The organism is Mesorhizobium sp. P2_E10 (assembly GCF_056404235.1).
The window spans coordinates 466734-484947 of the sequence record NZ_JBFUEK010000005.1; the positions used below are offsets into that span (position 1 = coordinate 466734).

The 18214-nt window shown below is 63.7% G+C and carries 20 protein-coding genes; all 20 read left to right on the plus strand.

The window, feature by feature from the left end:
• The first annotated feature begins 3 nt into the window (after positions 1-3).
• The 20 genes from AC1D0N_RS17015 to fliQ all read left to right on the plus strand — a co-directional run bounded on the left by AC1D0N_RS17015 (position 4) and on the right by fliQ (position 18121).
• Positions 4-582, plus strand: coding sequence for a MotE family protein (locus AC1D0N_RS17015; protein WP_477245824.1), 579 nt, complete (start codon positions 4-6; stop codon positions 580-582).
• Positions 579-1283 carry a flagellar basal body L-ring protein FlgH gene (flgH, locus tag AC1D0N_RS17020; RefSeq protein ID WP_477245826.1) on the plus strand — a complete coding sequence of 235 codons (705 nt, stop codon included), beginning with the start codon at positions 579-581 and terminating at the stop codon, positions 1281-1283. The genes AC1D0N_RS17015 and flgH overlap by 4 nt, the downstream gene beginning before the upstream one ends.
• Before the next feature lie 18 nt (positions 1284-1301).
• Positions 1302-1799 (plus strand): flagellar basal body-associated FliL family protein, encoded by a 498-nt coding sequence (locus AC1D0N_RS17025; protein WP_477245828.1) that lies wholly within the window; start codon positions 1302-1304, stop codon positions 1797-1799.
• A complete protein-coding gene (gene fliP, locus AC1D0N_RS17030; RefSeq protein ID WP_477245829.1) occupies positions 1796-2527 on the plus strand; it encodes a flagellar type III secretion system pore protein FliP in 732 nt (243 codons plus the stop codon). Before AC1D0N_RS17025 ends, fliP begins: the two co-directional genes overlap by 4 nt.
• Before the next feature lie 212 nt (positions 2528-2739).
• A complete protein-coding gene (locus tag AC1D0N_RS17035) occupies positions 2740-3624 on the plus strand; it encodes a flagellin N-terminal helical domain-containing protein (RefSeq protein WP_477245831.1) in 885 nt (294 codons plus the stop codon).
• A 253-nt stretch (positions 3625-3877) separates the two neighbouring features.
• Entirely contained in the window at positions 3878-4762 is an 885-nt protein-coding gene (locus tag AC1D0N_RS17040; protein WP_477245833.1) for a flagellin N-terminal helical domain-containing protein, read from the plus strand.
• A 133-nt stretch (positions 4763-4895) separates the two neighbouring features.
• The gene (gene fliF / locus AC1D0N_RS17045) at positions 4896-6548 is read left to right on the plus strand and encodes a flagellar basal-body MS-ring/collar protein FliF (protein ID WP_477245835.1); all 1653 of its coding nucleotides are present in this window, start codon (positions 4896-4898) and stop codon (positions 6546-6548) included.
• A 3-nt stretch (positions 6549-6551) separates the two neighbouring features.
• Entirely contained in the window at positions 6552-7178 is a 627-nt protein-coding gene (locus AC1D0N_RS17050) for a hypothetical protein (protein ID WP_477245837.1), read from the plus strand.
• Positions 7175-8548 (plus strand): MotB family protein, encoded by a 1374-nt coding sequence (locus AC1D0N_RS17055; protein WP_477245839.1) that lies wholly within the window; start codon positions 7175-7177, stop codon positions 8546-8548. Before AC1D0N_RS17050 ends, AC1D0N_RS17055 begins: the two co-directional genes overlap by 4 nt.
• Positions 8545-9924 carry a chemotaxis protein MotC gene (locus tag AC1D0N_RS17060; RefSeq protein WP_477245840.1) on the plus strand — a complete coding sequence of 460 codons (1380 nt, stop codon included), beginning with the start codon at positions 8545-8547 and terminating at the stop codon, positions 9922-9924. Before AC1D0N_RS17055 ends, AC1D0N_RS17060 begins: the two co-directional genes overlap by 4 nt.
• On the plus strand, positions 9921-11324 hold the full coding sequence (fliK, locus tag AC1D0N_RS17065) for a flagellar hook-length control protein FliK (protein ID WP_477245842.1): 1404 nt from the start codon (positions 9921-9923) through the stop codon (positions 11322-11324). Before AC1D0N_RS17060 ends, fliK begins: the two co-directional genes overlap by 4 nt.
• Positions 11254-11844, plus strand: coding sequence for a transglycosylase SLT domain-containing protein (locus tag AC1D0N_RS17070; protein WP_477245844.1), 591 nt, complete (start codon positions 11254-11256; stop codon positions 11842-11844). Before fliK ends, AC1D0N_RS17070 begins: the two co-directional genes overlap by 71 nt.
• Positions 11845-12066: 222 nt before the next feature.
• Positions 12067-12735 carry a response regulator transcription factor gene (locus tag AC1D0N_RS17075; protein WP_477245845.1) on the plus strand — a complete coding sequence of 223 codons (669 nt, stop codon included), beginning with the start codon at positions 12067-12069 and terminating at the stop codon, positions 12733-12735.
• A 79-nt stretch (positions 12736-12814) separates the two neighbouring features.
• Entirely contained in the window at positions 12815-14071 is a 1257-nt protein-coding gene (locus AC1D0N_RS17080) for a flagellar hook protein FlgE (protein ID WP_477245847.1), read from the plus strand.
• A 30-nt stretch (positions 14072-14101) separates the two neighbouring features.
• Positions 14102-15556: a flagellar hook-associated protein FlgK gene (flgK, locus tag AC1D0N_RS17085; protein ID WP_477245849.1), complete on the plus strand. Its 1455-nt coding sequence runs from the start codon at positions 14102-14104 to the stop codon at positions 15554-15556.
• Positions 15557-15559: 3 nt separating this feature from the next.
• Complete coding sequence (locus AC1D0N_RS17090; RefSeq protein ID WP_477245851.1) at positions 15560-16603, plus strand: flagellar hook-associated family protein; 1044 nt, start codon at positions 15560-15562, stop codon at positions 16601-16603.
• Between the two features lie 31 nt (positions 16604-16634).
• Positions 16635-16982: a flagellar biosynthesis regulator FlaF gene (gene flaF / locus AC1D0N_RS17095; protein ID WP_477245853.1), complete on the plus strand. Its 348-nt coding sequence runs from the start codon at positions 16635-16637 to the stop codon at positions 16980-16982.
• Positions 16979-17422, plus strand: a complete 444-nt coding sequence (gene flbT, locus AC1D0N_RS17100) for a flagellar biosynthesis repressor FlbT (protein ID WP_477245855.1) — start codon at positions 16979-16981, stop codon at positions 17420-17422. The genes flaF and flbT overlap by 4 nt, the downstream gene beginning before the upstream one ends.
• On the plus strand, positions 17422-17829 hold the full coding sequence (gene flgD, locus AC1D0N_RS17105; protein WP_477245856.1) for a flagellar hook assembly protein FlgD: 408 nt from the start codon (positions 17422-17424) through the stop codon (positions 17827-17829). The genes flbT and flgD overlap by 1 nt, the downstream gene beginning before the upstream one ends.
• A gap of 25 nt (positions 17830-17854) precedes the next feature.
• On the plus strand, positions 17855-18121 hold the full coding sequence (gene fliQ, locus AC1D0N_RS17110; RefSeq protein ID WP_477245858.1) for a flagellar biosynthesis protein FliQ: 267 nt from the start codon (positions 17855-17857) through the stop codon (positions 18119-18121).
• The last annotated feature ends 93 nt before the right edge of the window (positions 18122-18214 follow it).

Sequence of the window (18214 nt, forward strand, 5' to 3'; positions counted from 1 at the left end):
CCCATGCCGATGATCGATCTTCTTCGCCGAAACCACCATCGCAACGCCTGGGCAGTCCTGGCGGCCTGCGCCTTCGCACTTCTCGCCAGCGGCCCCGCCCGCACCGAGGAAGCGGTTCGACAGGTGTTGCCGGGCGCGCCGCCGCCGGCAGCTCCGCAGCAGCTGGCGCGGGAGAAGGCGCCGGATCAAAGCGAGATCGAGCGCTTCTGCTCCAACATTGCCGACGCCGCCCGCGACCGCCGCTACATGCTGCAGGCAGAGGAACTGAAGCAGCTACAGGCCGGCATCGACCAGCGCATGAAGGCATTGGACGACAAGCGGGCCGAATACGAGCAATGGCTGAAGCGGCGCGAAGTCTTTCTGGCGCGCGCCGAGGACGCTGTCGTCAAGATCTATGCCGGCATGAAGCCGGATGCGGCTGCCGAGCGCCTGGCGATGGTCAATATCGACCTCGCCGCCGCCATCCTGATGAAGCTCGATTCGCGCAAGGCCAGCATCATTCTCAACGAAATGGACCAGAAGGCGGCGGCCGCGCTCACCGGCATCATGGCCAGCGCCGCCCGAAGGGTAGATCCGTCATGATCCGCAGAACGCTCATCCTGCTCGGCGTCGCCGCACTGTCCGGCTGCGGCTCCGACCTCAGGGAGGTCGGCAGGGAGCCGGCGCTGTCGCCGGTCGGCTCCGGCATCACCGGCAGCACCAACGCTCCCTACAGCTATCCTGAGGCGCCGCCGGCGCCGGTGAAGAAATTTTCGCTGTGGGACGACCGCCAGAGCCGGCTGTTCACCGATCCGCGCGCGCTGCGCGATGGCGACATCCTGACCGTCAGGATCAAACTCAACGACAAGGCCAACTTCAAGAACCAGAACGACAGGAGCCGTACCGCCGGCCGCAAGCTCGGTTATGACGTCAACGTCGGTTGGGAAGGTGCCAGCACGAGCGGCAAGGGCGACGCCGGCTTGAGTTCCAGCACCGAAACCAACGCGGACGGCGAGATCAAACGCTCGGAAAACCTGGAGCTCAATGTCGCCGCCGTCGTCACCGAGGTGTTGCCCAATGGCAATCTGCTGATCAAGGGATCGCAGGAGGTCCGCGTCAACGCCGAACTGCGGGTGCTCACCATTGCCGGCATGGTGCGGCCGTCCGATATCGGCGCCGAGAACACCATCTCCTATGAACGCATCGCCGAAGCGCGCATTTCCTATGGTGGCCGCGGCCGCGTCAGCGAGATCCAGCAGCCGGCATATGGCCAGCAGATCCTCGATCAAGTCCTTCCTTTCTAGGATCGGGAGAATCGCACCGTGGCCAGCGTCGAGCAAATCGAACCCAAAAAGGGACCTTCCCTCGTCATCCAGCTGGCGATGCTGCTCGCGGTGACGGCCGCCGCCATCGGCATGGGCTGGATGTCCGGTGGCTATCTGAAGGGTGTCGGAGGACCAGTGCCGGTGCCGGCGGCGCCGGAGAACCAGGCCAACGCCGAGCAGCCCGCCGCCGCGCATGAGCAGCCGGGCGCAGGACCGACGCTTGTGGCACTGGCGCCAATCACCACCAATTTGGCGGCGCCCGCCGACGTCTGGATAAGGCTGGAGGCGTCGGTGCTGTATGACGCACCGCAACCGACGACGGTTTCCGACGACATCCATCAGGATCTGCTGGCCCTGGTCCGCACCTTGAAGATGCACCAGATCGAGGGCGCCAGCGGCTACCAGCATTTGAAAGCCGACCTCGAGGAGCGCGCCGCGATCCGCAGCGGCGGCCATGCCAAACAGGTCCTCATCAAGACATTGCTGCTCGAATGAAGAAATTCCTCATCGCCTCGGCGATCGTCATTGCCGCCACATCTGTCGCCGCCGCCCAACAACTGGACCTTGGTGGCATCGGCAAGACCGACGGCACGACCGTCGGCTACATCATTCAGATGTTCGGCCTGCTCACCGTGCTGTCGGTGGCGCCGGGTCTGCTGATCATGGTGACGAGTTTTACCCGCTTCGTCATCGCCTTCTCGATCCTGCGCGCCGGCATCGGCCTGCAATCGACGCCGGCCAATCTGATCCTCATCTCGCTGTCGCTGTTCATGACTTTCTATGTCATGGCGCCGACCTTCGACCAGGCCTGGAACACCGGCGTCAAGCCGCTGATGGACAACCAGATCAGCCAGACCGAAGCGTTCGGGAAGATCTCCGATCCGTTCCGCACCTTCATGCTGCACAATGTGCGCGACAAGGATTTCGATCTTTTCGCCGATCTCGCCCGCGAGCGCGGCCAGGTGGTTGCCAAGGAGACCGTCGACCTGCGCATCCTGGTCCCGGCCTTTATGATCTCGGAAATCCGGCGCGGCTTCGAGATCGGCTTCCTGATCGTGCTGCCGTTCCTGGTCATCGACCTGATCGTCGCCACCATCACCATGGCCATGGGCATGATGATGCTGCCGCCGACCGTCGTCTCTTTGCCTTTCAAGATCCTGTTCTTCGTCCTGATCGACGGCTGGAATCTTTTGGTCGGCAGCCTGGTGCGATCCTTCAACTGATCGTTTCCGGCCCGCGCCGCATTCGCTCAAGTTTTACGCAATATATTTTCGATTAACCGTCCCGTTTAGCCGTTTGGTAGGGACTTGCCCGCATATTCGCCTGCAGATGGCGGGTGATCGGGTCTCACGATCATTGGCATGATGCCGCTCCGTCATACCGGACATACCGGTATGTCAAAAAAACACCTGTAAAAAACAAGGTACGAGTAGCCATGTCCAGTATCATGACCAATGCCTCGGCGCTGACCGCGCTGCAGAGCCTGAACAACACCAACAAGCAGCTCGAAACCACCCAGTCGCGCATCTCGACCGGCTACCGCGTCGCCACCGCCAGCGACAACGCCGCCTACTGGTCGATCGCGACCTCGATGAAGTCCGACAACAAGGCGCTTTCGTCCGTCCAGGACTCGCTCGGCCTCGGCGCCGGCAAGGTCGACACCGCTTACACCGCCATCAATGACATCAAGGACCAGGTCGATCTGATCAAGACCAAGCTCGTCACCGCTCGCGGCGCCAGCCAGGAAGATCAGCAGAAGATCTCGACCGAAATCAAGGCCATCCAGGCACAGATCAAGTCGTCGGTCACCAACGCCAACTTCGCCGGTTCGAACCTGCTGCAGAACAACGCCGCAGCCGCGTCCGACCTGAAGATCGTTGCCTCCTACAACCGCACCGGCGCGACCGTCACCATCGACACGATCGATGTCACGGCTGCCGATACGCAGGTTCTCGACGTCGCCGGCACGGGCGGCATCGTCGGCGGCCTGCTCGCCGCGGCGTTCTTCGACCCGAGCAGCGCCCAGGTCTCGGCCGCCACCATCGACACGGCACTGGGCAGCGTTGAAACCGCACTTGCCAAACTGTCGACGGGCGCTGCTTCGCTCGGCGCCGCCAAGTCGCGTATCGACACTCAGAAGAGCTTCCTCTCCAACCTGAGCGACTCGATCGACAAGGGCGTCGGCTCGCTGGTCGATGCCGACATGAACAAGGAATCGACCCGTCTGCAGGCCCTTCAGGTCCAGCAGCAGCTCGGCGTCCAGGCGCTGTCGATCGCCAACGGCAACTCGCAGTCGATCCTGTCGCTGTTCCGCGGCTAATCGCTTCCGCTTCACGACGAAGCAAGGCAATAAATCGGGCCGCGCCATCAGCGCGGCCCGTTTCTTTTGTGCACAACCCATCGCCCTGAAACTTGCCGCTTCTTGCTTGCCTGCATCACTTTTAAGAAGGCATTAACCATATCGCGCTACTCATGGTTAACCATTCACTACAGACCGGTCGGCATGACGCCTTCCTGTCGAACAGGGTTGACCAGGCATGTGCGAGCAAGCCTGTTTTTAAAAGGGGTGTATCTTGGCAAGCATCATGACGAACGCCGCGGCGTTGACTGCACTTCAGAGCCTTAACGCCACCAACAAGTCGCTCGAAACGACGCAGGCGCGTATTTCGACCGGCTACCGCGTCGCCACCGCCAGCGACAACGCCGCCTACTGGTCGATCGCCACGACCATGCGCTCCGACAACAAGGCGCTTTCGGCCGTCCAGGACGCGCTTGGCCTCGGCGCCGGCAAGGTTGACACCGCCTACACCGCCATCACCGACATCAAGGACCAGGTCGACTCGATCAAGGCCAAGCTGGTCACCGCCCGCAGCGCCAGCCAGGACGACCAGCAGAAGATCGCGACCGAAATCAAGGCCATCCAGGCGCAGATCAAGTCGTCGGTCACCAACGCCAGCTATGCCGGCTCGAACCTGCTGCAGAACGACGGCTTGGCCGCGTCCGACCTGAAGATCGTTGCGTCCTACAACCGCACCGGCACGACCGTCGCCATCGACACGATCGATGTCAAGGCTGCCGATACGCAGATCCTCGACCTACCTGGCACCGGTGGCATCGTCGGCGGCCTGCTCGCCACGGGGTTCTTCGATCCGAGCGCCGCTCAGGTCACTCCTGCCGCCATCGACACGGCACTGAACAGCGTTGAAACCGCGCTTGCCAAGCTGTCTACCGGCGCTGCCTATCTCGGCGCCGCCAAGTCGCGCATCGACACCCAGAAGAGCTTCCTCTCCAATCTGAGCGACTCGATCGACAAGGGCGTCGGCGCGCTGGTCGATGCCGACATGAACAAGGAATCGACCCGGCTCCAGGCGCTTCAGGTCCAGCAGCAGCTCGGTATCCAGTCGCTCTCGATCGCCAACGGCAACTCGCAGTCCATACTGGCGCTGTTCAAGAGCTAAGGTCCCGGCTGATCTCTCAATTTCGTCGAAAGGCCGCGCCCCGAGCGCGGCCTTTTCGTTTGCGCCTATCATCTTCGCACAAGCTTCGCGGTCTACTGTTCCTGCGGACAGTCATGCTGGGAGCGATTGAATCGTGCCGGAACAGATCCAGAGGATCATCTCCAATCTCCAGGGGTTTGGCGTCAAGCGCCTCGCCATGCTGGCTGGCATCGCCGCGCTGGTGATGACCGTCATCGGCGTTGCTTCGGTGTATCTCAACCGCCCGGCCTACGACACGCTCTATGTCGGGCTCGAACGCTCCGATGTGAACCAGATCGGTCTCGTTCTCGGCGAGGCGGGCATCGGCTTCGACGTCGGTCCTGATGGAACCACCGTGCTGGTGCCGGCCGGCACCACCGCCCAGGCACGCATGCTGCTCGCCGAGAAGGGCCTGCCGACCAGCGCCAATGCCGGCTACGAGCTGTTCGACAATGTCGGCTCGCTCGGCCTGACATCCTTCATGCAGCAGATCACCCGGGTACGGGCGCTGGAAGGCGAGATCGCCCGCACCATCCAGTCGATCTCGGGCATCAAGGCCGCGCGCGTCCACATCGTCATGTCCGAACGTGCCAATTTCCGCCGTGACGAACAGCAGCCCTCTGCCTCGGTCGTCATCCGCTATTCCGGCATCGACGCCGAAAAGAGCGCCATGTCGATCCGCCATCTCGTTGCCGCCGCCGTTCCCGGCCTGTCGGCCGACAAGGTCACCGTGCTCGATTCCAACGGCAACCTGCTGGCGGCCGGCGATGATCCCTCCAACACCAGCGCCGCCCGCACGCTCGGCGTCGAGCAGACCGTCGAAGCGCAGATCGGCGACAACATCCGCCGCGCCTTGACCGCCTATCTCGGCCCCGACAATTTCCGCGCCAGCGTCAAGGCCGACGTCAACACCGACACCCGCCAGACCGAAGAGACGATCTTCGATCCGGAGTCGCGCGTCGAACGCTCGGTGCAGTCGGTGCGCGCCAACGAGAACAACAGCCAGAAGCAGGCGTCGACGCCGGCCAGCGTCGAGCAGAACCTGCCCGAGACCCAGGCGACCAGCACCGACGGGCCGCAATCGTCCTCCGAGAACGACCGCAAGGAGGAGATCACCAATTACGAGATCAACTCCAAGAAGATCGCCACCGTCTCCAACGGCTATTCCGTCACCAAGATGTCGATCGCCGTCGTCGTCAACCAGCAGCGCCTGATGACCATCCTCGGCAAGGACGCCACGCCGGAGCAGATCGCCAAGCGCGTCGCCGACATCCAGAAGATGGTGCAGTCGGCAACCGGCTTCGATGACAAGCGCGGCGATATCATCGATGTCTCGGCGGTCGAGTTCATCGACGGGCTGGATGGCGAGCCGATCGAGCAACCCGGCATGCTCGCGTCGATCGGAACCTATGCCGGCACGCTGATCAACGCCGGTGCATTCATCGTCGTCGTGTTCCTGGTCGCCTTCTTCGGCCTCAAGCCGATGGCCGCTGCGCTGACGGCGAAGGCCACCCCTGCTCTGACCGGCCCGAGCTTCGACGATGTCCAGCGCTCGCTGCCGACGCCCGAAGCCAGCGCCGCTTCCGAAGCGTCTTCCGCTCCCGTCGCCGCCCTGCCCGGCGCTCGGTCTTCCTCGACCCCGCTTGACGATTTGCGCCAGAAGATCAGGCCGGCACCGCAGGATCGTCTTGCTCGCATGGTCGACATCAATGAGGAGCGCACCGCGCAGATTCTGCGCAAATGGGCGGCCCAGGAAGTCGCGGGGTAGACCATGCCCACAGCAGCGCTCTTTGACCTTCTGCCGGATTTCGGCACGCGCACCCCGCGCAACGGCCAACCCCAGGCCCCAACCGAACCGCAGCGCAAGCCGGATGCACCCGCGCCGCAGGCCGATATCGGCGCTCTGATCGCCGAAGCGGTTGCCGACGCCGAGGCCGCGCTTGAGGCGCGCCTTGCCATTGCCCATGAAGCAGCACTCGAAGCGGAGCGCCAGGCCAACGCCGATGAGGCAAGGATCTTTCTCGAGAGCTTCGGCGGCGATCTCGGCAACGCGGTCGCCACGCGCGTCGATGCCATGGAGGCCGAGGTAACCCGCCTCGTCAGCGCCACCGTTGCCCGTGTCATCGGCGGCCTCGTCAGCGACGATTTGCAGAAACGTTCGCTGGAAGCTCTCGCCCGCACGATCCGCGAAGCCGTCGCTGACAACGAGGCCGTGCGCATAGGTGTTCGCGGTCCGCTATCCCTGTTCGAAACCTTGAAGACCGCGCTCGGCCCGCGCGCCGCCAATCTCGACTTCATCGAGATGCCCGGCTTCGACCTTACCGTCGCCATCGACGAGGCCGTCTTCGAAACGCGCATCGCCGAGTGGTCGGCCGCCCTGTCGGAGGCCTTGTCATGAGCGCTGTCGACGCCGCGGAAGTCAGGCACGAGATCATCATCGTCAAGCGCAATCATCACGATCACGACGAAGGTCACCATGGCGGTGTCTGGAAAATCGCCTTCGCCGATTTCATGACCGCCATGATGTGCTTCTTCCTCGTCATGTGGCTGATCAACGCCGCCAACGAGCAGACCAAGGCCGCCGTCGCCAGCTACTTCAATCCGGTCAAGCTGATCGACCGCAATGCCAGCCGCAAGGGCCTGGAGGACCTCGGCGACGGCCCGAGCAAGGTCGCGCCGGCGGCCGAGGACCAGCACGACAAGACGACCGCCAAGTCCGGGCAGGATAGCGCCGGCACCGCCGGTTCCGCGGACAAGCAGCAGCCGAAGCAATCGGCGCCGAAAACAGACCTGTCCGACCAGCATCTCTTTGCCGATCCCTATGCGGTGCTTTCCGAAATCGCCACCGACACCGGCGTCATGCAGAACGTCAGCGAAAAAGGCGACGGCGGCGTGCAGAATGCCGGCCCGGCGACTGGCGCGTCCGGCGGCGAGTCCTACCGCGATCCCTTCGCCCCGGATTTCTGGTCGCAGCAGGTTGCAGCACCCGCCGCCGAGGCCAGTGCCGAACGCGCAAAGATCGAAGGCGACCCGGTCAAGCCCGGCGACAAGGTCGCGCAAACGCAGGTGCCCAAGGTGAAGGCCGTCCCGCCAGCGCCGCCTGTGACCGAGGCGGCATCCGAGCCGCCAGCCACATCCGCGCCGGACAAGGCGGCTCCGAAGACGGCGGCGGCGAAAAAGGCCGAAGCCGCGAAGCTCGAAATCGCGAAGGCCGAAGCCGTTGAGGCCGAAGCTGCCAAGCTCGAGGCCGCAAAGGCGGAAGCAGTGGCCAAACCCGACGCCACGGAAAAGGCACCGAGTGCGGCCGCGGTCAAGGCCGCGGCGCAGGTCAGGCAGCAACTGGCCGATGCCTTCAAACCCGGCGACAAACTGCATGATGGCGTCTCGGTCGAGGCCACCGACAAGGGCGTCGTCATCTCGATCACCGATCAGCTCGATTTCGGCATGTTCGAGATCGGCTCGGCCTTGCCGAGCCGCGAACTGGTGCTGGCGATGGAAAAGATCGGCCGCATCGTCAACAGCCAGAAAGGCACCATCAGCATCAACGGCCATACCGACGCACGGCCGTTTCGCAGCGACACCTATGACAATTGGCGGCTGTCCACGGCGCGTGCCCATTCCGCCTACTACATGCTTGTCCGCGGCGGCGTCGACGAGCGTCGCATCACCGAGGTCGCTGGCTTCGCAGACCGTCAGCCAAAGGACCCCGCCAACCCGATGGCTGCCGCCAACCGCCGCATCGAAATCCTGATGTCGGCCGGCGGATGAGACCCGGCGCCATCATCGGCCGCGCCATCGGCCTGTTGCTGCTGACCGCCGCACACGCACCGGCGGCCTTCGCCCAGGATGCGCTGCAGCCCTATCAACTTGTGCGCTCGCTGCAGCTTGTCCAGGACCGCATCGCCTCCGGCGACCATGCAGCACTGCCGATGCAGGCCAAGCTGCTCGAAATGGCCGACGCACGGCTTCGTGCGGCAGATGCGGACGATTTCAAGGATCCGAAGAATTTTCGCGCCTTGCTGGTCTATGGCATGAGCGGCGGCAACCCCGTCACCGTCGAGGTGGCTGCGTCGCGTGCTCAGACCGACCCGCAAAGCCTTGCCATCGCCAAGGGCATCATCAGCTACCTCAATGGCCGGCCGGCCGAGGCGATCGAAGCGCTGAAACCGATCGATCCGATGACCCTGCCAAGCGACATCGGGGCGTTCCTGGCTCTGGTCAAGGGCTCGCTGCTCGCCACCGAGGAACCGGCCGAGGCGCTCAAGCTGCTCGACGATGCCCGCCTGCTCGGCCCCGGCACGCTGGTCGAGGAGGCGGCATTGCGCCGCTCGGTCGGCATTGCCGCCGCCAAGGGGGATGCCGCGCGCTTCGCGCTCGCCTCCACCCAGTACGTCGAAGATTATCTCTATTCGCCCTATGCCAGCCAGTTCGCGGACTCTTTCGTCTCCGGCGTCATTGCCCTGCACATGGCCGTCAACGTCGACAAGCTCGCCGACATCACCTCGATGATGGATCCCGAGCGCGAGAAGGTGATTTATCTGCGCATCGCCCGCCGTGCCGCGATCGACGGGCTAAACGACCTTTCCGCCTTTGCCTCGGCCAAGGCCGAGCAGGGCCGCGACGGCATCCACAGCACCGACGATCCGCGCGCTGCGCTCTATGCCGGCCTTTCCACGGTAACGTCCGGCACCATCGACGAGGTGCGCGCCGCGCTGGGCAAGATCGACCGCAGCAAGCTTTCGGAGGGCGACCGCGCCTTGCTCGATGCCGCGCAGGCGATCGCCAGCGAAGTGATTGCGCCGCCGGCGGCCCTCCCCGTCGAACAGCCTGCGCCAGCCGCCATCGAGCAGAAGCCGGCGACCGCGGCCGCTGTCGCTGCAAAGCCCGATGAAACCGGCCTGCCGCCGGTCGAAGGTGCGATGCCCGAGCAACCGGCCGTCGCGTCATCCGACAAACCCGCTGGGCCGGTGCCGGACGCGCCAGCTGTTGCCGCTGCTTCCGGCGATGCGGCTTCCGTCCTGCCCGTGTCGGCGCCCGCCCCTGCTGCCGGCCTTGACCCAGCCGACCCCACCGACGCCGCCATGATCAAGGCGCGGCGTCAGCTCGACATGATCGACCAGATGCTTGGAGCCGCCCCGAAATGACCACCAGTGTTGGCCAGGCCCTTGCGGGATTCGCAGCTGCGCGCGCGCCGTCGGCGAAGTCCGCGACGGACGAAAAGAGCGACGACACAAGCTTCGGCAAAATGGTGCGCGGCGACGAAAAACCAACCGCGCCGGAAACCCCGCCGGCATCCGAAGCCAGCGTCCACGGCCCGCAATGGGCCAAGCGCACCCTGGCTGGTCTTGGCAAGGCAGAGTCTGCCCAAATCGAGCCGGGCAAGACTGCTTCGCCGAAACTGCCCGCCGGAAAGACGGCAAAGGACGACCCGGATACCAGTGCGGACAAGGTCTCGACCGATACCGAAGAGAGCGGGCAAAGCGCAAGCGCAGCACCACTGCAAGATCACTTGCCGTTGCTGATCGCACTCCACGACATGCGCCATTTCTCGACATCGGCCAAGACGGATGCAAGCAGCACCACGGCAGACGAACAGGCACCTGATCCGGCGCTCGACGGCCAGCCTCGTTCTGCAGAGCAGCTGCCCGTGTCGACGAAAAAATTCCGCGCGGCATCCGGCGGCGATACCGACGCCTTTGCAGCCCTGTCGCGTTCCGGCGGCGCCCTGGTTGCGGCAAACCTTTCCGGACAAAAGGAGAGCCAACAAGCGGACTGGATCGCGCCTGCTTCCGACGAACCTTCGCACCAGGATGATTTGGCGGCTCATCTGCTGAAAGATCAGCCGGCGGTCGATATTTCTGCGCCGGAAGCCAGGCGCTCGGCGCCGGTGGTGAAGGGCCTTGAGGCGGTCCAATCCGCCATGCGCTCCGATGCCGGGAAACAAGCCGCGCCCGGCGGACGCATTGAAATCGTTGCCGAGCAGAGCTTCCCGGCGCCACCCCAGAACCCGATGAGCCAGACGGCGTCAGCTCTGGTTGATGCAATCGCTTCGGATGGCTTGCGGCAGGCCCTTTCGACACCTTCGACCACCTCTCAAATGGCCAGTTCTGTTGCCGTTCCGACACATATATTGAAGATCGAGTTGCATCCGGCTGAGCTCGGCGTCGTCACGGCCAGCATGCGGCTTGCCGGGGAGCAGCTGTCGATCGAACTGAAGCCCGAAACGCATGAAGCCTACCGCCGTCTGACCACCGACAGCGAGGCCATCGTCAAGTCGCTGCGCGGTCTCGGTTTCGACGTCGACAAGGTCACCATCCTGCAACCCTCGATAGCAGTTCCCGCCGCGACCCGTACCGATGCAAGCAGTTCCTTGCCGATATCGTCAGGCCGCGATCAGCCCTCCTTTCAACCCGGCAACTCAAGCGGCAACAATGCCGGCTCCGGCGGCCAGCAACCGGGAAGGAACCCTCGGAATGACGCACACGAATTTGGCCGTGCGGCTTCGCCTGCTCGCGAGCGTGCTGGCGACGATATGTTTATCTAGCCTCGCCGCCGGCGTCGCGAACGCCGCCGCCAACCCATGTGAACCGGAAATCCTGCGCGCCGCCGATCGCTATGGCGTGCCCGCCGGCATCCTCTATGCCGTCGGCCTGACCGAGACCGGCAACAAGGGCAGCTTGCAACCCAACGCCTTGAATATAGAAGGAAAAGCAGTCTTTCCCCGAAGCCGCAGCGAGGCGCTGGCGACGTTCGAAAATGCCCGACGCGAGGGCAAGACACTGATCGATCTCGGCTGCATGCAGATCAACCACCACTATCATGCCTCGCATTTCCGCAGCGTCGACGACATGCTCGACCCGCGCCAGAATGTCGACTATGCGGCGCGGTTCCTGGCCGCTCTGCATGCCCGTCACGTGACCTGGTCGATGGCCGTCGCCCGCTACCATGCAGGTCCCGACAACGATCCCGCACAGAAGATCTACGTCTGCCGTGTCATCGCCAACATGGTTGCCACCGGCTTCGGCAAATGGACTGCCAACGCTCGGAATTTTTGCAACCCATAGCTGTCTTCAATGGTCGCAGCTGTAGGCCTTTGCCCGGCCTTGCCGATGCTCCAATCGTCGTCGGCGCATGCAGCCACCGAAGCAGCCACGCGGCCGCCGTTATTTCGAACCTCAAAAAAACTCCCAAGAAAATAGCTACAAGAAATGACGGTTGTTCACGAATCCCGCCACCGGATACGGCTTTTCACACGGGGCAGATGAGCTGATTCGGAGGGCGGGCCGATGATTGTGATCGTTGACGAGCGTGAGCTCGTAACTGAGGGATACAATTCACTTTTCGATCGTGAGGGCGTCGCCTGTGCAGGCTTCGCACCCGGCGAGTTCGGCGAGTGGGTGACCTCGGCGGCAGACACCGATCTGAGGTCGGTCAGAGCCTTCCTTATTGGTGACTGCCGCGAGGGCGCAATCTCACCACGCCAGATCCGCGATCGCACCGGCGCACCGGTCATCGCACTCAGCGAACAGCACTCGCTGGAGAACACGCTTCGGCTGTTCGAGAGCGGCGTCGACGACGTCATCCGCAAGCCGGTTCACATCCGCGAAATACTGGCCCGCATCACCGCCATCCGCCGTCGCGCTCACGAAGACGTGGCCTACACCGAGATCGGCGCCATGCGCATCTTCATGGACGGCCGCGATCCCGAGATCGACGGCCAGCCGCTACCCTTGCCGCGCCGCGAGCGCCGTATCCTCGAATATCTGGCGAGCAATCGCGGCCGCCGCGTCACCAAGACCCAGGTTTTCAACGCCATCTACGGCATCTTCGACGAAGAGGTCGAGGAGAACGTGGTGGAGAGCCACATCAGCAAACTGCGCAAGAAGCTGCGTGAGAAACTCGGCCACGATCCGATTGATTCCAAGCGCTTCCTCGGCTACCGGCTCGTCTATTGATGCCGACCTCCGCCAGCCTCGCGCAAGACAGAAAGCGTACCCTCACGGCCAGTAATATGGACATTGAGGAGACGTTTCGATGAGCCTCTACGGAATGATGCGGACCGGCGTTTCCGGCATGAATGCACAGGCAAACCGCCTGTCCACGGTGGCCGACAACATCGCCAATTCCGACACCACGGGCTACAAGCGGTCCTCCGCCGAATTTTCAACGCTGGTCATGCCGACTGTCGGCGGCGCCTACAATTCCGGCGGCGTCAACACCACGATCCGCTCCGCGATCAGTTCGCAAGGGGTGCTCCAGTACACCACCTCGGTTTCCGACCTGGCGGTCAATGGCGAAGGCTTCTTTGTCGTCCAGAATCCGAGCGGAACGCCTTTCCTCACCCGCGCCGGTGCCTTTGTCCCGGACGCCGAGGGCAAGCTGGTCAATGCCGCCGGCTACCAGCTGATGGCCTACAGCTATGCCAATGGCCCGCCGGCCGCCACCGCCAACGGCTTCGACGGGCTTGTGCCTGTCCAGATCTCCGACCAGGAGATGACGGCGACGCCGAGCACCGAGGGCACTTTCAACGGCAATCTTCCCGCCGGCGCGACCCCGGTCGCTGCGGGCAGCCTGCCCACGACCAACACGGCCACGGCTCAATACACCTCGAAATCCTCGCTGGTCGCCTATGACAATCTCGGCAACAAGGTGCTGCTCGACGTCTATTTCACCAACACCGGCGCCGGTACCTGGCAGGTCTCGGTCTTCGACCAATCCAAGGCCACGGCCGGAACTTCGTTCCCCTATACGGGTGGCGCGCTGGGCTCCGCCAACCTGACCTTCGACACCACGACCGGCAAACTCACCGGCGCCGTCACCGGTGTGTCCGTGACAGTGCCGAACGGCGCCGCCTTCAACCTCGATCTGTCCAAGCTCACCCAGCTCGGCACCGGCTTCACCGTCTCCGACGCGACGGTCAACGGCAACGCACCGAGCACCATCCAGAAGATCCAGATCGGTCAGGACGGCATCATCTACGCGCAGTATGAGGACGGCTCCACCAAGCCGCTCTACAAGATTCCGCTGGCCGACGTGCAGAGCCCCGATCGCCTCACCGCGCTGCCTGGCAACGTCTACTCGCAAAGCGCCGACTCGGGCGCCGTGCGCATCGGCTTTGCCAATGAGGGCAAGCTCGGCAGCGTCGTCTCCGGCGCCTTGGAGAATTCCAACGTCGATATCGCCGAGGAATTGACCAACATGATCGCGGCGCAGCGCAGCTACACCGCCAATTCGAAAGTCTTCCAGACCGGTTCCGACCTGATGGACGTCCTTGTCAACCTGAAGAGATAAACGACGGGCGCCAGCCCGTGAAAGACCCGCATGTCGCTGACCTCCGCATTGAGCATCGCCCAGTCGGCGCTTCTGACCACGTCGAAGCAGACAAGCATCGTTTCCCGCAACGTTGCCGATGCCTCCAATCCGGACTACGCCCGCCGCACGGCGGTCGTCACCAGCACGGCGCCCGGCGCGCGCTCGGTGGAGATTCAGCGGGCCACCAACGCCTTGCTGTTTCGCCAGAACCTCAGCGCGCAGTCGGCATGGAGCGGCCAGAGCACGCTTTCCAGCGGCATGGACCGGCTGGACCTCGCCGTCAACGGCGTCGACAACGCCTCCTCGGCTTCGACCGCGATCGGCAATCTGCAGCAGGCGCTGCAGCTCTATGCCACCTCACCGTCGAACCCGAACCTCGGCGCCAGCGTCATCGACGCAGCCAAGCAGGTCACGCGCTCGCTGAACGACAGCACCAAGGCGATCCAGGATTTCCGCACCCAGACCGACGGCGAGATCGCCACGGCGGTCGACGATCTCAACTCGCTGCTCAGCCAGTTCCAGGATGCCAACAAGGCCATCATCTCCGGCACCCGGTCGGGCGGTGATGTATCCGATGCGCTCGACCAGCGCGACGCGCTGCTGAAGAAGATTTCGGAATACGTCCCGGTGTCGACCTTCACGCGCGGCGACAACGACATGGTCATCACCACCAAGGATGGCACCACGCTGTTCGAAACGATACCGCGCTCGGTGAGCTTCACGCCATCGCCGGGCTATGCCGCCGGCGTCGCCGGCAACACCGTCTATATCGACAACGTACCGGTCTCCGTGGGCTCAGGCGGCAATGCCAGCGCCGACGGCAAGATCGCCGGCCTGATCACATTGCGCGACGGCGTCGCCGCTACCATGCAGAGCCAGCTCGACGAGACCGCGCGCGGGCTCATCACCGCCTTTGCCGAGACCGCGCCGTCACTGCCCAACGCAGCCGGTCTGTTCACCTGGTCGGGTGCCCCCGCCGTGCCGCCGGCCGGCACGCTGGTTAACGGCCTTGCCGGCTCGATCAGCGTCAACGCGGCGATGGATCCGAGCGTCGGCGGCAATGTGACGCTGCTGCGCGACGGCGGCGCCAACGGCGCTGCCTATGTCGCCAACACCAGCGGCGGCGCTTCCTACGCAGACCTTTTGATCGGCTATGGCGACAAGCTCGATCAGCCGATGGCTTTCGATCCGTCCGCCGGCATCACCACCGCATCCAGCGTCGCCGACTATTCCGCCAATGCCATCGGCTGGTTCGAAAGCGTGCGCCAGCAGGCCTCGACCAATGCCGACACCAAGGAAGCGCTGGCGACGCGCACGGCCGAGGCGCTGTCCAACGACACCGGCGTCAACGTCGACCAGGAAATGTCACTGCTGCTCGACCTCGAACACACCTACCAGGCCTCGGCCCGCATGATGAAGACCGTCGACGACATGCTGTCCGCCCTGCTCGATGCCGTGGGATAAGCCATGAAAGCGACATCCGTCTCCTCAGCCGCCATGTCAAACGCTCAGCGCTATTCGCAGATGCGCATGCAGAGCGACCTCGTCAAAGCCCAGAAAGAGGCAACGACAGGCACGGTCGCCGATGTCGGCCTGGCGCTTGGCGGACGCACCGCCCAGGCCGTGACCTTCTCGCGCGATCTCGACCGGCTGAATGTCATCATCGATTCCAACGCATTGGTCACCGCCCGGCTTACCTCGACCCAGAATTCGCTCGGCCAGCTCTCCGACGTCGCGCAGGATTTGCTGACCGCCCTGACCGCCACCGGCGATTCCTCGAGCACCATCACGCATGACGCCGGCAAGGCCGCGGTGCAGCAACTGACGTCGATCCTCAACACCAGCGTCAACGGCGAATATCTGTTCGCCGGCACAAACACCGACGTCAAGCCGGTCGACGACTTCACCGCCGCCGGCTCGCCCGCCAAGGCGGCGTTCGACGCCTCCTTCGTCGCTTATTTCGGTTTCACCCAGAACGACCCGGCCGCGGCCAGCATCACCGCCACCCAGATGGACAACTTCATCACCACCAGTGTCGAGCCGCAATTCCTCGGCTCCGGCTGGCAGACCAACTGGTCGAATGCCACCGACCAGCAGATCACCAGCCGCATCGCGCTCAACGACACCACCCAGACCTCGGTCAGCGCCAACAGCGACAGCATTCGCAAGCTCGCCATGGCGTCGGCCATGATCACCGGCCTGCTGTCCAGCAACATTAGCCAGGCCGCGCGCAATTCGGTCGTCACCCGTTCCATGTCGCTGGTCGGCGAAACACTGGGCGGGCTCGGCCAGCTGCAGTCGCAGACCGGCCTTGTCCAGAAACGCGTGTCCGACGCCAGCGACCGCATGAAGACGCAGGTCGATCTTTTCGAGCGGCACATCCTCGATCTCGAAGGTGTCGATCCCGCCGAAGCCGCCACAAGGGTCGCCGATCTTACGCAGCATATCGAGACGTCTTTCGCACTGACGGCGCGCCTGCAGCAACTCAGCCTGTTGAATTACCTGACCTGACAACTCCGCAACGGAACGGTAGAGCCCAACGATGTACCAATTCTCCTACGCCGACATCCAGACCGACTCCGTAGCCGATGCGAAGGACCGCGAGCGGCAGTTGCTGACCCGCTCGATTGACATGCTGTCGGCGGCCGCCGCTGTCGGCCACGGTTCGATGGAGGCGGTCGAGGCGCTGCACTTCACCAACCGCATCTGGACCACTTTCGTCGACGATCTCGGCTCCAGCGACAATGCGCTGCCCAAGGAGCTGCGCGCCAATTTGATCTCCATCGGCCTGTGGCTGCTGCGCGAGACCGAGGACATCCGCCAGGGTCGCACCGACAATTTCGAAGGACTGATCGAAGTCTCCCAGATCATCAGGGACGGCATTCAATGACCAACACGCTGAAGATCTCGCTGAAACCCAACGAGAAGATTTACATCAACGGCGCCGTCATCCGCGTCGACCGCAAGGTCACCGTCGAACTGATGAACGACGTGCAGTTCCTGCTCGAGAGCCATGTGATTCAGCCCGAGGACGCCTCGACGCCGCTCAAGCAGCTCTATTTCATCCTCCAGGTCATGCTGATGAACCCTTCGGGCGCCGTCGAGGCGCGCGATATGTTCCGCCGCTCGCTGCCGCTGCTTCTGGCAAGCTTCGAGGACGAGCAGATCTGCGGCGGGCTGAAGCAGATCGACCGCATGGTCGGCGAGGATCATGTCTACGAAGCGCTGAAGGCGATCCGCGCGCTTTATCCGCTCGAACGCCGCGCGCTTGGCGGCAATGACGATGTTGCAGGCGCGCAGCGCCCGCTGGCTGTGGGAGCACGATACTGATGAATGTGGATATGACGACCACCATACCGACCGGCGCCAACCAGGCCACCCAGTCGACCTCCAAGACCGCGGTCGACTACCAGTCGTTCCTGAAGCTGCTGATCGCCGAGATGAAAAACCAGGATCCGACGAAGCCGATGGATTCGACGCAGTATGTTGCCCAGCTCGCCACCTTTTCGCAGGTCGAGCAATCGGTGCAGACCAACACCAAGCTTGACCAGATCATGCAGTCCTCGGCATTGTCGCAGGCGGATGCCTTGATCGGCCGTTCGATCACCTCCGCCGACGGCAAGACCACAGGCACGGTGGCGTCGGTGCGGCTCGCCAGCAGCGGCCTCATCGCAGTGCTGCAGAACGGGACGGAAATCGCGGTTGGCCCGGGCGTCTCGGTGAAGGCCGCCAGCTAGGCCGATCTCAGCTAGGTGTTAACTCATGAACGAGGCTGACGCTCTCGATATCGTCCAGTATGCGGTGTGGACGGTGCTGACCGCTTCCGCCCCGGTGGTGCTGGTCGCCATGGTGGTCGGCATCGGCATTGCCTTGATCCAGGCCTTGACCCAGATCCAGGAAATCACGCTGACCTTCGTGCCCAAGATCGTCGCCATCATGCTGGTCGTGGCGCTGACCGGCCCGTTTATCGGCAGCCAGATATCGGCCTTCACCAACGTCATTTTCCAGCGCATCGAAAAAGGCTTCTAGCCTCGGCCCAGGGCCACGCTTGCAGCCGGCCGGGTTCCGGATAGATTGCTATCTCGCGGCAAGCATCTGCTTTGCCCGCGGCGCCCCTTTGTC